This is a genomic window from Paenibacillus enshidis (assembly GCF_042136365.1).
In the GTDB taxonomy this organism is placed as follows: domain Bacteria; phylum Bacillota; class Bacilli; order Paenibacillales; family Paenibacillaceae; genus Paenibacillus; species Paenibacillus enshidis.
In genome coordinates this window covers 35,690-48,968 of record NZ_JBHHMI010000010.1, presented here as the reverse complement: position 1 = coordinate 48,968, position 13,279 = coordinate 35,690, and the positions used below count along the sequence as shown (strand labels likewise).

Sequence of the window (13,279 nt, the reverse complement as noted above, 5' to 3'; positions counted from 1 at the left end):
TCCTGGTTGATTCCGCGCAACGTCGGACAAAATGTATGCTGATCGGCAGCCTGCAAAATAAAAAGCCCGCGCTGAAAGCGAGCTTTCCTCATTATTATTCTTCCCCTGTGGCCACCGGATTCTCCTCGTAGCTGATCCAGTCGCTCCAGCTTCCGGCATACAGCTTCACATTGTTAAACCCTGCCTGCTTTAACCCCAGCACATTTGGACAAGCCGATACACCGGAGCCGCAGTACACAATAATTTCGGCGTCTTTATCCAACTCACTGAAATGCTGCTCCAACTGCTCCTTGCTCTTCAGGCTACCGTCCTCGTTCACGACATCCTTCCAGAAGAAGTTGGCCGCGCCCGGTATATGGCCTGCTTTCTTGTCCAATGGCTCTTCCAGTCCGAGATAACGGCGGTGGTCCCTGGAGTCGATCAGGATGGGGGAGCCAGCCGGGAGCTTGTCGTCCGGTCCCGCTTGGCTGGACACCTTGCGCACATCTTCCATCTGTACCAGCATATCCGGCTTCACTTGAGCTGTAAATGACGTGGGAACAACAACCGGCCGTTCCTGCGTCACCGGATAGTTGGCCAGCTTCCAGGCCGTGAAATCCTGCTCCAGCACATAGACGTTCTCATGCCCCAGATAGGACAGCATCCACCAGACTCGGGCCGCGTTCATGCCGTTGTTGTCATCGTAGATGACGACGCGACTATCCCGGTTGATCCCGGCCTGTCCGAACGTGCGACTCATCGTTTCCACATCCGGCAGCGGATGACGCCCGCCGTGCTCGGTTACAGGTGCGGACAGGTCCTTATCCAGGTCCAGATAAACTGCGCGGGGAATGTGCTCTTCAAGATATTTTTGCTCTCCTGCTGCAGGATCGTTCAGCCAGAAGCGGCAGTCCACGATGACCAGATCGGGTTCATACAAGCGGGCTAGCAGCCAGCGCAGGGATACGACTGATTTCATCTTCATTTTGTCCACCTTTCCATTCCATATATAAGCATTCTACAATAAGAAGGAGAATTTGGCTTCTGCAAAGAGTCAGATTTCTTATCCGGGAAAAAGGGTTGTCAGAACGGGATTTTATAATGAAGCCAATGCAACAAAGAGGAATCCCAATGAACATTACGTTCCCGAGGTTCCTCTTTGCCTGAAGCGGCCCGTAGAGACCTTATTCTGTAAAATCATACCTGTTTCGCTCCAAAGCGGATTGAACTGCCGCTATTTTATCAATAGCGTCGCAACAAATCTGACAAAGGATAAATTTCTAACCATAAAACTTTTCTAACGGTTGCCACAAACGCTATTGGTTCCAAGAACGTTGATTTTCAAATTATAACGGTTGCCGTGGCGCTTATTTCACCTAACCCTGGTATTTTCGCCTCGATAAAAGGTAAATAACAGCAGCTACAACCGTTAAAATTTAGAAAAGGCCATTTTTCGCAAAATAGCTGCTGCCACAACCGTTAGATTTCCGGCGGGCGCAATATCGGCTCGAAAACCTAAGCTATTGGCGCAGCACAATGGTACAATAGCACATCGGCACACACATAACATAGCGGCGGCTGTCTTGGGGCACGAGAGGAACACTAACCCGCCTTGCTTAGTTCAGCGTCACCGGCAGCACTAACAGGCTTCTTAAAGTCACTCCCGAACCGGATAAACATCCACACACCGCACAAAATGAGCATGCCAGCGAGCAGTTGCACGGCCGTCAGCCTTTCATCCAGCAGCATCCAGGCGAGGATGGAGGAGATGACGGGCTCGCCGAGTACGGCCATAGAAACGGCTGTCGCGTTGATATATTTCAGCAGCCAGTTGAACAGGTAGTGGCCGAACAGGGTCGGTACGATTGCCAGCAGCAGGAACAGTCCCCATTCACGCCAGGCATAACCGGTAAATGCAAATCCGTTGCCGACATTGTACATAGCCAGCGAGCTGGCGGCTATGGCGAACACCCAGAAGTTGTATACATAGGCGCTTATGGAATCCCGCAAATGCTTGCCGATCAGCATATGGGCGGACACGGCAATGGTCCCGAGCAGTGACAGAAAGTCTCCTAACAGCGCGTTTCCAGATGCGTGGAAATCTCCGGCCCCGATGGCGATGGAGCCGACAACGGCAAGGGACATGCCGACAACCATCATGCGGTTGGCCCTTGCGCGGAAGAACCAGAACGACCCGAGCATGACAAGAATGGGCTCAAGCGTTAGAATAACAGTAGAACTGGCAACCGTGGTCAGGCGCAGGGAGTTCATCCAGAATAAAAAATGCAGTCCGAGCATGATTCCTGATCCGGCCATTAACAGCCACTGTCTGCCTGTAAGCCTGAACAATTCATGGCGGTATTTCCACGCCAGCGGCAGCATCAGCAGATTCGTCAGGTACAATCGGTACATGGCGATGACGGATACCTCTGCTTCCGACCATCTTATAAAAATGGAAGAAAACGAAATGGCGATAATACCGATGACGTAGAGGAGCTCCAGAGAGTAGAACGATTTCTGATGGGTATTCATTATGCATCTCCATGAATTCAGATTAAAAGTGTCAGACAAAATATCATTATACCTGACCGCTGGCAGGTGTGGAATAGCCCGGAAACAAATTCACGTATTAGCGAGCCAAAGACCTTCCCGCTTGCGTACGGGGTTGCAAGTTAGTAAGATGAGGAACTTTTCCAGTAAATTGTCGTCTATATCATGTGGAGGTGTTACTTTTGATAAAAAAACGAATGATCTTAGCAGCAGTGCTTGCTTCCGTGATGGCTCTTGTCCTGTCCGCCTGCGGCGGCAAGCAGGTCAGTCCGCCGGCCAATAATACTCCAGCCGCCAACACTCCGGCTCCGGAGCAGACCGAACCGGCTGCCCAGACACCGGAGACGCTTACCGGTACAGGGGTGTATAACGGACAGTCCGATCCTCATACCGTGGAAATCGAAATGGACGGCAAAGCAACAGCGTTCCAGCTTGGCGAAGGTGTGGACGCGGAGATCGCCCAATTGAATGAAGGGGATGCCGTTTCTTTTGAGTATACTGAAGAACCGATTGCAGGAGATACAACCAAGCAGCTTACCCTTACTAAAATTACGAAAACAGGGGATGCTGATTCACATGGTGACAATGATTCCGCACAAGGCGGACAAGGCAGCGCACGTCCTGGCACAGCAACGTTCGAGGTGAATCTGGAAGGTACGACGGAGGAACGCACGGCTGAACTGGCACAGGGAGAGGGCTACTCGCTGTATGTATTCGATATGATGTCCTTTTTCCCGGACCAGAACAGGGTTGCCATGGCTGTAGACGATAACTACTATGCGGAGATTGCCAAGCTGCCATCCGACTTTAAGCTCGATACGCTGGAGAAGGAAGGCAGAGAAGAACTGACGGCAACCGGTGAAGTGGAGAAGGCAGAAGGATCAGATATTCCCGCTGACCTTGAAGGCGCCAAATTATTCCTCTCCGCTACCGGCAACGGTGTAACTCAGAAATACATCGTGCTGGAGAATGAAGGCCAGGGCTTTGCGGTTAAAATCAATGCTCCGCAGGGAGATGCGCTGGAAGGCTTTATGGGGCATATCTACAAAACGCTGAACACACTGCAATAAAGATTTCATGAAGCGGCGGAAAACTGCTGTTCATAAGGGCTTCGCAATGGCATGAGTTGAAAGGTGTCAATTGCGGGGCCCTGTCTTTTATGCTATAAAGGATTATAGTGTATGCTTGTTTCCAAAAGGAGCATGATTGTATCCATAAGGAAAGCGTATGACCTGCGATGAAGGAGTGGTTGAACCGAGATGTCTATTGAAATGAACACTCAAGACGTAATCAATCTGATCAAGAACAGCAAGAAAAAGACCCCTGTTAAAGTATACGTTAAAGGTGAACTGGCTTCCGTGAGCTTCGGGGAGAACGTTCAATCCTTTATTTCTGGTGGCGCTGGCGTCGTATTTGGCGACTGGGCCGATATCAAGGCTGTGCTCGACAGCAATAATGCCAAAGAAGAAGATTATGTGGTAGAGAATGACCGCCGCAATTCGGCTGTTCCGATGCTGGACCTGAAGGGCATCAATGCGCGCATTGAGCCGGGCGCGATCATCCGCGACATGGTTGGCATCGGCAACAATGCTGTTATTATGATGGGCGCGGTGATTAACATCGGCGTGGAAATCGGCGAAGGCACCATGATCGATATGGGTGCAGTGCTTGGCGGACGTGTCAAAGTCGGCAAAATGTGTCATGTTGGCGCAGGCTCCGTGCTTGCAGGCGTCATTGAGCCGCCTTCCGCGCAGCCGGTAGTGCTGGAGGACGATGTGCTGGTCGGCGCGAACGCTGTTGTCCTTGAAGGCGTACGTATCGGCGAAGGCTCCGTCGTGGCTGCTGGCGCTGTCGTAACGGAAGATGTTCCTCCATTCTCCGTCGTGGCGGGAACACCTGCGAAGGTGATCAAGCAGGTTGACGACAAGACAAGATCCAAAACGGAAATTTTGCAGGAGCTGCGCACCCTTTAATTTCAGGATACGTAGACGGCAAACCTCGGACAAGGCTCGGCGGACGCGCCGGGCCTTAACTTGTTTTTTAAGATTGACGTTCTTCTTACAATGATAAGCTATGATGATTTATGTAACCATGTGTCGAAAGGAGGTCTGGAACGACGATGACATCAGGAAACTTCAGTACCTACATCCAGGTCCGGCGCGATTTGCATCAGATACCGGAGCCGGGCTTCAAGGAGTTCAAGACACAGTGCTATCTGCTCGATTATATCGCCGGCCTGCCGCAGGACAGGCTGGAGGTGCGCACCTGGAGAACGGGGATTCTGGTGCTGATTCGTGGGACGGCACCCAAGCGCCGCTTCGGCTATCGTGCGGATATGGACGCTCTGCCGATTGAGGAGGAGACCGGATATGAGTTCAAATCGCGGCATCCGGGCTATATGCATGCTTGCGGCCATGATCTTCATATGACCATCGGCCTCGGCATTGTAACCCATTTTGCCACTGAGCCGATGGCTGACGATCTGGTCGTGCTGTTCCAGCCAGCCGAAGAGGGACCCGGAGGGGCGCTGCCGATGCTGGAAAGTGAGGAGCTGGCGGATTGGCTGCCTGACCAGATCGTAGGGCTGCATATCGCCCCCGAGTATCCGGTAGGCACAATTGCTACACGTCCCGGCATTTTATTCGCCAATACGTCCGAGCTGTTTATTGATCTGACAGGTGTCGGAGGCCATGCGGCCTATCCACACCGGGCGAATGATATGGTGGTGGCCGGCTCCCAGCTGGTCGGACAGCTGCAGACCATTGTGGCGCGCAATATCAATCCGCTGGATGCGGCCGTCATTACGATCGGCAAGGTGGAGAGCGGCACCAAGCAGAACATCATCGCGGAAACAGCCCGCCTTGAAGGCACGATCCGCACGCTGTCGGCGGAGACGATGACCGTCATCAAGTCCAGAATCGAGGCTTTGCTGCGCGGCATTGAAGCAGGCTTCGAGTGCAAGGCCGAGATCGATTACGGCTCAAACTATCGGCAGGTGTTCAATGAGGCCCAATTGACCGGCGAATTTATGGACTGGCTCGATGGACGTGAGGACGTGCAGCTGGTGGAATGCAGTGAGGCGATGACAGGAGAGGATTTCGGATATTTCCTTGAACGTATTCCCGGATTTATGTTCTGGCTGGGTGTGGACACGCCATACGGCCTGCATCATGCCAAGCTTGAGCCGAAGGAAGATGCCATCGGTGTGGCCATTCAGGTTATGACCGATTACTTTACCTGGAAATCACAGTCGTAGCGGTCTTTTTCGCTGAACGTGGTCTGTCTTCTTTGAATGTACGTCGATAGACGTTTTTCTTATACTGCATCGCCCCTTTCCTTGCTTTAACGGCATGGGAAAGGGATTTTGCCGTGATTGAATTCGTGATCATGTGAAACAACAAAATAAAATGGCGCACAGCAGCGCCCCGGAGCAGCCTGAAGGTGGTTCGGACAACAGGAGGTCATAATGGAAGAGCAGCCGATCATAAGGTTCGAGGACGTAACGAAGCGTTATGATAACGATCCGCCCGTTCTGTCGAATGTCAGCTTTACTATTGAAAAAGGCAAGTTTTACACACTGCTGGGGCCATCGGGCTGCGGCAAAACGACGATTCTGCGCATGATTGCCGGTTTTGCCGAGCCGACGGAAGGCTCTATTTATATGAACGGCAAGCTGATCAACCGCGTGCCTGCGAATGAGCGCCAGGTCAATACGGTGTTTCAGGACTATGCCCTGTTCCCGCATCTGAATGTGTATGAGAATATCGCATTTGGTCTGCGCATCAAAAAAATAAACAAGCGTGACATTGACGCTAAGGTGAAGCAGGCGCTGAGCTTCGTCAATCTGGAGGGCTACGAGCAGCGCAGCATTAGCGAAATGTCCGGTGGCCAGCGCCAGCGCGTTGCCATTGCCCGGGCCATCGTCAACGAGCCTGAAGTGCTGCTGCTGGATGAACCGTTGTCTGCACTCGACCTGAAGCTGCGGACGGAAATGCAATACGTGCTGCGCGAAATGCAGCAGCGGCTTGGCATTACGTTTATCTTCGTAACACATGATCAGGAGGAAGCTCTGGCCATGTCGGATGAAATTTTCGTCATGAACCGCGGCAAAATTGAACAGAGCGGGACGCCAAATGATATTTATGACGAGCCGATCAACCGCTTTGTGGCCGATTTCATCGGCGAATCGAATATTGTGCCGGCAAAAATGGTGTCCGACTATCTGGTCGAATTCAACGGCCGCCAATTCGAGTGTGTAGATGCGGGACTTCGCCCCAACGAAGAGGTGGAAATCGTCATCCGCCCCGAGGATATGCAGATTACCGGCGTCGATGAAGGCAAGCTGCGGGTAAAGGTGGATACACAGCTGTTCCGCGGCGTCCATTATGAAATCAGCTGTTATGACGAATCAGGCCATGAGTGGCTGGTGCATTCCACCCGCCGTGCCGATCCTGGCAGTGAAATCGGTTTGTATTTTGACCCTGAGGCGATCCATGTCATGAGATTCGGAGAGACCGAGGAAGAATTCGACCGCCGCCTGGAGGCTTATGAAGAGGTGCAGCCACATGTCCGGTAATACGCGCGCAGTATATCTGCTGCCCTATTATTTATGGATTGTGCTGTTTGTCGTGGCGCCTGTGCTGCTCGTCCTTTACTATTCCTTTTTTGATGTGGACGGGAATTTTACGCTGGCGAATTACGCCAATTTTATGACACCGGTATATTTGCAAATGACGCTCAGCTCCTTCTGGTATGCGCTGCTTGTAACCGTGTTTTCACTGCTGGTAGCTTACCCGGCGGCCTATTATTTGACTCGGACGAAACACAAGCAGTTGTGGCTCTTGCTCATAATTTTGCCGACATGGATCAACCTGCTGTTGAAGACCTACGCTTTCATCGGTATTTTCGGCACAAAGGGGCCTGTCAACAGCCTGCTTAGCGTCTTTGGCATCGGAGAGCAGCAGCTACTGTTCACGAGCTTCAGTTTTGTATTTGTATCGGTGTACATCTTTATCCCGTTTATGATTTTGCCGATTTTCAATGCGCTGGAAGGGCTCAACCCATCACTGCTGGCTGCAGCGCGCGACCTCGGGGCCTCGAAGTGGACAGCCTTCCGGCGGGTGGTATTTCCACTCACGCTGGGGGGAGTGCGCTCAGGCTGCATGGCTGTATTTATTCCCGCGCTGTCCCTGTTCATGATTACCCGGCTCATTGCCGGCAACAAGGTGATTACGCTGGGTACGGCCATTGAGCAGCATTTTCTGGTCACTCAGGATTGGGGCATGGGCTCAACGGTTGCGGTATTCCTGGTTGTCGCCATGATTATTCTCATGCTGCTGTTTGGCGGCAGAGGGGAGGTGCAGCGTGGAAAATAAGTCCAGGCTCAGCAGCGTGTATCTCTTGTTTGTGTTTCTGGTGCTGTATGCGCCGATTTTGTATCTGATGTATTACTCCTTCAACAGTGGCGGCACGATGCACGGCTTTGAAGGTTTTACGCTGGAATGGTACATGGAGGTGTTCCAGGACACCCGGCTCATCATTATTGTGATCAATACGCTGGTAATTGCGCTGCTGTCGGCCGCTATTGCCACGATCATCGGCATTATGGGAGCGTTGGCGATTGAGCGTATGCAGCGCAGGCGGGTCAAAAACGCGCTGCTCTCGCTGAACAACGTGCTGATCGTCAATCCTGACGTCATTATCGGGGCTTCGTTCCTGATTCTGTTTACCATAGCAGGCATCAAGCTGGGCTTCGTGTCTGTGCTGCTATCGCATATCGCTTTCAGCATCCCGATCACGGTGCTGATGATTCTGCCACGGCTGCAGGAGATGAGCCCGACGCTGGTGGATGCCGCCCTCGATTTGGGGGCCAGCCGCCGGGACGTGCTGACAAAGGTCATTCTGCCGTTTATCAAGCCGGGGATTTTTTCGGGCTTCTTCATGGCCCTGACCTACTCCCTGGACGATTTTGCGGTAACCTTCTTTGTGACAGGCAGCGGATATTCAACCCTGTCGGTTGAAATCTACTCCCGTGCCCGGCAAGGTGTGGCATTGTCGATCAATGCCCTGTCCACGCTGATCTTCCTGTTCACGGTACTGCTGGTCATCGGCTACTATTTCATTAACCGCAGGTATAACCAGACTTCCATGCAAAAGGTGGCCCGGGTGAAAGAGTCTGCGGCGGAAGCGGGGGTGTCGCAATGAATTCCCTTGTTAGAGTGTTCGTATCGGTTTTTGCTGCCGCCTTTATCCTGATGGGGGTTGCCGCATGGCTGAATTCCAGTGAAGGCTACTCGGGCGGCAATACGCTGACCATTTACAACTGGGGCGATTATATTGACCCGGAGCTGCTGGACAGGTTCCAGGAGGAAACAGGCATCACGGTCATCTATCAGACCTTCGATTCGAATGAAGCGATGCTGACAAAAATCGAGCAGGGGGGCACCTCCTTCGATGTGGCTATGCCTTCGGAATACGCGATTTCGAAGATGAAGGAACAGAATCTGCTGATTCCGCTTGATCATTCCAAGCTGCCAAACCTGAAAAATATCGATTCCCGCTTTATGAATCTGTCCTTTGATGAAGGCAATACGTATTCAATCCCTTATTTCTGGGGGACGGTCGGAATTGTATACAATCCCGAATTGATACAGGGAATTGACTTTAATAGCTGGGACGATCTCTGGGATCCCAGGCTGCGCAACAATATCCTGCTGGCGGACGGAACCCGTGAAGTGATGGGCATGGGACTGAACAGCCTCGGTTACTCGCTCAATGATACGAATGAGCCCCATCTGCAGGAGGCCTTGGCCAAGCTCAAGCAGCTCTCCCCGAATGTGAAGGCCGTTGTTGGCGATGAAATCAAGATGATGCTGGCCAATGAGGAAGCTGCGGTTGGGCTCGTCTGGTCCGGTGACGCCTCGGAAATTATGGGGGAGAACGAGAAGCTGGATTACATCGTTCCGGAGGAAGGCTCCAATCTGTGGTTTGACAATATGGTCATCCCGAAGACGGCCACCCATGTGGAGGCGGCCCATAAATTTATCAACTTCATGCTGGATCCGGAGGTGGCGGCACAGAACACCGAATACGTCGGTTACTCTACCCCGAACAAGGCGGCCCTGGCGCTGCTGCCGGAGGATATTTCTGGCGACACCCGCTTCTATCCGGATGCCGAGCTGCTCAAGCGCCTTGAGGTGTATAACAATCTGGGCAAACGCATGTTGGCTCATTATAACGAGTTGTTTTTACAGTTTAAAATGAGTCTGGATTAGCCAGGCAGTACAAAGAAGCCCCCGGCTCCACTGTAAAGTGGGGCGGAGGCTTTTTTTGAGTAAGAAACCGCGAAAGTTAAGTTAACTCATTTTATGGACTCAACCTAATCATCCGTGCTTGAAAATCAAGCCTCCAATCGATCGTGGCAAGGCATGTGAACTCGCTGTCCGGTAGCTTTGCACGATTATCCCGTTTGATAAGGTGCGAAAAAACAGAGTCCCGGCGGCCGAAAATGCCTGTAGTTACGCGATTCAGGACCATTGAATGGGTCTATTATTGTTTGATCGTGCCCTCAACTCACTCATTCTGAACAAAAGGGATAATCGTGCAAAGCTGTATGAAGAGGCATCAGGCAACGGACACCAGACACCACGCGCCACACCCTACACCCTATAGACACTCGTCTCACTCTGGCTACCAGACTTTGAGGGGAACGATTCTATAATCGTAAGAAAAATTTCCGTTAGACACGGTCAGTCCTCTTGGGAATTATGACGATGAGCGTTTTTTAATGACAGTTTCCCCATAAAGGCTTCCAGTCTGCTCAGCCCCTGCTCCAAAACCGTTTGCGAGCACGCATAGGAGAGGCGGATATAACCTTCACCATACATGGAAAACGCGTCCCCCGGCACTACAGCGGTGGCGTATTCTTCAAGCAGGCGCAGCGAAAACTCCATGGATGTCAGACCAAACTGCTGAATGGATGGGAACAAATAGAAGGCCCCTTCCGGTTTCTCTAAAGGCATGCCCATCGCAGTCAGGCGGCTGTGAACATAGTCCCGGCGCTTGCGGTATTCTTCGCGCATGGGCAGCGCATCATCGACGCCGGCCGTTAATGCCTCCAGGGCTGCGTACTGGCTGACCGAGCTGGCGCAGGTCACATTGTATTGGTGGACCTTGACCATATGCTGCGTAATTTCAACGGGTGCCAAGGTAAAGCCGATCCGCCAGCCGGTCATGGAATGGGATTTGGACAGGCCGTTGATGACAATGGTTCGCTCACGCATCCCCTTCATGGAAGCGATGGAGGCATGAGGCACATCATAAACGAGCTCGCTGTAAATTTCGTCGGAAATGACAAAAATTTCACGCTCCTGCAGCAGCTCAGCGATTTGCTGCAGTTCTGCTGCCGTCATGACGCGTCCCGTCGGATTGGACGGATAACCGAGAATGACCGCCTTTGTTTTGGACGTCAGATGAGGTTCAAGCAGCTCGGTTGTCAGCTTGAAGCCGGAATGACGGGTATCGACAAGAACGGGAATACCACCTGACAGACGGATCAATGGCTCGTAGCCCGGATAGATCGGCCCGGATAGAATCACCTCGTCGCCAGGGGAAAGGATGGTACGCAGCGTAATATCAAGCGCCTGGCTGGCTCCGTTCGTGATAATAACCTCATCATTTCCCCGGTAATAAAGTCCGTATTTGCCTGCTATGTAATTGGCGGCGGCGTCGCGCAGCTCAGGCAATCCCGCATTTGGTGTATAGGCGGTGCGTCCTTCATCAATGGCACGGTGAGCAGCCTCCATAATATGGCGGGGAGTCGGAAAATCGGGTTGCCCGAGGGTCAGGGACACAACGTCCGGTATGCCTGCTGCCTTGTTGGCGATTTTACGAATACCGCTGATCTGAATGTCTGTTACATGCGGGTTAATCAAATGTTCCATCATTGTGTTCATCCTATCGGTTCTATTTTTGAATGCATATTGTGATTAGTGTACCACAGAATTCGCCCGGTCTGAATTTAGTAAATGATTCGAATAGAACAGACTTTTGATATCCTGTTGGTCGGGAGGATCATGTGTCTTGAAGCTTTTGGCGCCCTTTGTATTAACTCATGATGTTTGACTGGAAATCTGCTGCGCGGGAACCGTATAATGAGTGAGGACCCGAAAAGGAAAGTTGTACCGGGAAAATTGCAATACGAGTACGCACAGCGGAGGAATGAAGAATGAGGCTGGAACATGACTTTTTAGGCACAAAAGAGGTGCCGGATGACGCTTATTACGGCGTTCAGACGATGAGAGCTGCGGAAAATTTTCCGATTACGGGACAGCGTTTGCACCCCGAACTGATCAAGGCGATGGCGATGGTGAAAAAGGCGGCCGCAACGGTCAATATAGAGCTTACCCGGCTGCATCGGCCAAAGGGGGAAGCAATCGTCAAGGCAGCGGAAGAAGTGATTAACGGCCAATGGCTTGATCATTTCATCGTGGATCCGATCCAGGGTGGGGCGGGCACGTCCATTAATATGAATACAAATGAAGTGATTGCGAACCGCGCGCTTGAGCTGATGGGATTGTCCAAGGGAGATTATAAAGAGCTCAGTCCGAACAACCATGTGAATATGGCCCAGTCGACGAATGATTCGTTCCCGACAGCGGTCCATGTTGCGACATTGGTGATGTTGGACAAACTGCTCGGTACGATGAATGAGCTGCGTGATGCGTTCCAGCGCAAATCACAGGAGTTTGATGGTGTAATTAAAATGGGCCGCACGCATCTGCAGGATGCGGTTCCCATCCGGTTGGGCCAGGAGTTTGACGCTTATGCACGCGTGCTGGGCCGCGACATCAAGCGGGTTGCCGCGACACGTGAGCATTTGCTGAGCATCAACATGGGCGCAACAGCGGTAGGAACCGGATTGAATGCGGACCGCCGTTACATTCAGCGTGTTGCCGAGGTGCTGTCGGAGATCAGCGGTTTTCCACTGCATGCCGACGAGCATCTGGTGGATGCGACACAGAATACGGATGCCTATACAGAGGTGTCTGCCTCCCTTAAAATCTGCATGATGAATATGTCCAAGGTAGCCAATGATATCCGGCTCATGGCCTCCGGTCCGCGCGCCGGCTTCGGCGAGCTGCTGCTGCCTGCACGGCAGCCAGGCTCATCCATCATGCCCGGCAAGGTGAATCCGGTTATCCCTGAGGTCATTAACCAGATCGCGTTCCAGGTCATCGGCAACGATAATACGATTTGCCTTGCTTCCGAGGCGGGCCAGTTGGAGCTTAACGTCATGGAGCCGGTGCTCGTATACAATCTGCTGCAGTCACTGGAGATTATGAACCAGGGCTTCACGGTGTTCCGGGTGCACTGCATCGAGGGCATCCAGGCCAACGTAGAACGCTGCCGGGAGTATGTGGAGAACAGCGTTGGCATCATCACAGCGCTGAACCCGCACCTTGGCTATGAAGTGGTGTCCCGCATTGCGCGTGAGGCCATCACAACAGGCAAATCCGTCCGCGAGCTATGCCTGCTCTATAACGTGCTGACCGAAGAAGAGCTCGACATTATTCTCGACCCATATCAGATGACCCAGCCGGGAATCGCCGGCGAGGAGCTGCTGAACAGGGAGTAAACTGAATTTGCGAGCTGTGCCCCGTCTAATCAGGCGGGGTTTTATTTATGTCTTTGGCAAGAAAAATCAATGCCCGGAAATCGCTATACAAGAATGAGCTATTGCCGGAAATTG

General features: G+C 52.3%; 11 protein-coding genes. 8 read left to right on the top strand and 3 right to left on the bottom strand.

Going from position 1 to position 13,279, the window contains the following annotated elements; all coding sequences use genetic code 11:
* Positions 1-94: 94 nt before the first annotated feature.
* Together ACE41H_RS13175 and ACE41H_RS13170 are read right to left on the bottom strand one after the other, a co-directional pair.
* The gene (locus tag ACE41H_RS13175) at positions 95-958 is read right to left on the bottom strand and encodes a sulfurtransferase (protein ID WP_375355730.1); all 864 of its coding nucleotides are present in this window, start codon (positions 956-958) and stop codon (positions 95-97) included.
* Positions 959-1,581: 623 nt separating this feature from the next.
* On the bottom strand, positions 1,582-2,511 hold the full coding sequence (locus ACE41H_RS13170; protein WP_375355729.1) for a DMT family transporter: 930 nt from the start codon (positions 2,509-2,511) through the stop codon (positions 1,582-1,584).
* 200 nt (positions 2,512-2,711) lie between these two features.
* Between ACE41H_RS13170 and ACE41H_RS13165 the strand changes: the two genes are divergently transcribed.
* From ACE41H_RS13165 to ACE41H_RS13135, 7 genes are all read left to right on the top strand, one after another.
* Complete coding sequence (locus ACE41H_RS13165; protein ID WP_375355728.1) at positions 2,712-3,599, top strand: DUF8580 domain-containing lipoprotein; 888 nt, start codon at positions 2,712-2,714, stop codon at positions 3,597-3,599.
* A 189-nt stretch (positions 3,600-3,788) separates the two neighbouring features.
* Positions 3,789-4,502: a 2,3,4,5-tetrahydropyridine-2,6-dicarboxylate N-acetyltransferase gene (dapD, locus tag ACE41H_RS13160; protein ID WP_375355727.1), complete on the top strand. Its 714-nt coding sequence runs from the start codon at positions 3,789-3,791 to the stop codon at positions 4,500-4,502.
* A 146-nt stretch (positions 4,503-4,648) separates the two neighbouring features.
* Positions 4,649-5,785, top strand: a complete 1,137-nt coding sequence (locus ACE41H_RS13155; RefSeq protein ID WP_375355726.1) for an N-acetyldiaminopimelate deacetylase — start codon at positions 4,649-4,651, stop codon at positions 5,783-5,785.
* A gap of 210 nt (positions 5,786-5,995) precedes the next feature.
* Positions 5,996-7,105, top strand: coding sequence for an ABC transporter ATP-binding protein (locus ACE41H_RS13150; RefSeq protein ID WP_375355725.1), 1,110 nt, complete (start codon positions 5,996-5,998; stop codon positions 7,103-7,105).
* A complete protein-coding gene (locus ACE41H_RS13145) occupies positions 7,095-7,904 on the top strand; it encodes an ABC transporter permease (protein WP_375355724.1) in 810 nt (269 codons plus the stop codon). The genes ACE41H_RS13150 and ACE41H_RS13145 overlap by 11 nt, the downstream gene beginning before the upstream one ends.
* Positions 7,894-8,733: an ABC transporter permease gene (locus tag ACE41H_RS13140; protein ID WP_375355723.1), complete on the top strand. Its 840-nt coding sequence runs from the start codon at positions 7,894-7,896 to the stop codon at positions 8,731-8,733. Before ACE41H_RS13145 ends, ACE41H_RS13140 begins: the two co-directional genes overlap by 11 nt.
* Complete coding sequence (locus tag ACE41H_RS13135; protein WP_375355722.1) at positions 8,730-9,803, top strand: ABC transporter substrate-binding protein; 1,074 nt, start codon at positions 8,730-8,732, stop codon at positions 9,801-9,803. The genes ACE41H_RS13140 and ACE41H_RS13135 overlap by 4 nt, the downstream gene beginning before the upstream one ends.
* 474 nt (positions 9,804-10,277) lie before the next feature.
* Here the strand turns inward: ACE41H_RS13135 and ACE41H_RS13130 are convergent, their stop codons facing one another.
* Positions 10,278-11,471 carry an aminotransferase A gene (locus ACE41H_RS13130; protein WP_375355859.1) on the bottom strand — a complete coding sequence of 398 codons (1,194 nt, stop codon included), beginning with the start codon at positions 11,469-11,471 and terminating at the stop codon, positions 10,278-10,280.
* A 284-nt stretch (positions 11,472-11,755) separates the two neighbouring features.
* On the opposite strand from ACE41H_RS13130, the gene aspA reads away from it, so the two are divergent.
* Positions 11,756-13,165 carry an aspartate ammonia-lyase gene (gene aspA / locus ACE41H_RS13125; RefSeq protein ID WP_375355721.1) on the top strand — a complete coding sequence of 470 codons (1,410 nt, stop codon included), beginning with the start codon at positions 11,756-11,758 and terminating at the stop codon, positions 13,163-13,165.
* Positions 13,166-13,279 lie beyond the last annotated feature (114 nt).

What these genes read in the sequence shown, in the direction of transcription:
- ACE41H_RS13175 (WP_375355730.1), bottom strand. Translation starts at nt 958, where the DNA reads ATGAAATCAGTCGTATCCCTGCGCTGGCTGCTAGCCCGCTTGTATGAA.
- ACE41H_RS13170 (WP_375355729.1), bottom strand. Translation starts at nt 2,511, where the DNA reads ATGAATACCCATCAGAAATCGTTCTACTCTCTGGAGCTCCTCTACGTC.
- dapD (WP_375355727.1), top strand. Translation starts at nt 3,789, where the DNA reads ATGTCTATTGAAATGAACACTCAAGACGTAATCAATCTGATCAAGAAC.
- ACE41H_RS13155 (WP_375355726.1), top strand. Translation starts at nt 4,649, where the DNA reads ATGACATCAGGAAACTTCAGTACCTACATCCAGGTCCGGCGCGATTTG.
- ACE41H_RS13150 (WP_375355725.1), top strand. Translation starts at nt 5,996, where the DNA reads ATGGAAGAGCAGCCGATCATAAGGTTCGAGGACGTAACGAAGCGTTAT.
- ACE41H_RS13145 (WP_375355724.1), top strand. Translation starts at nt 7,095, where the DNA reads ATGTCCGGTAATACGCGCGCAGTATATCTGCTGCCCTATTATTTATGG.
- ACE41H_RS13135 (WP_375355722.1), top strand. Translation starts at nt 8,730, where the DNA reads ATGAATTCCCTTGTTAGAGTGTTCGTATCGGTTTTTGCTGCCGCCTTT.
- ACE41H_RS13130 (WP_375355859.1), bottom strand. Translation starts at nt 11,471, where the DNA reads ATGGAACATTTGATTAACCCGCATGTAACAGACATTCAGATCAGCGGT.
- aspA (WP_375355721.1), top strand. Translation starts at nt 11,756, where the DNA reads ATGAGGCTGGAACATGACTTTTTAGGCACAAAAGAGGTGCCGGATGAC.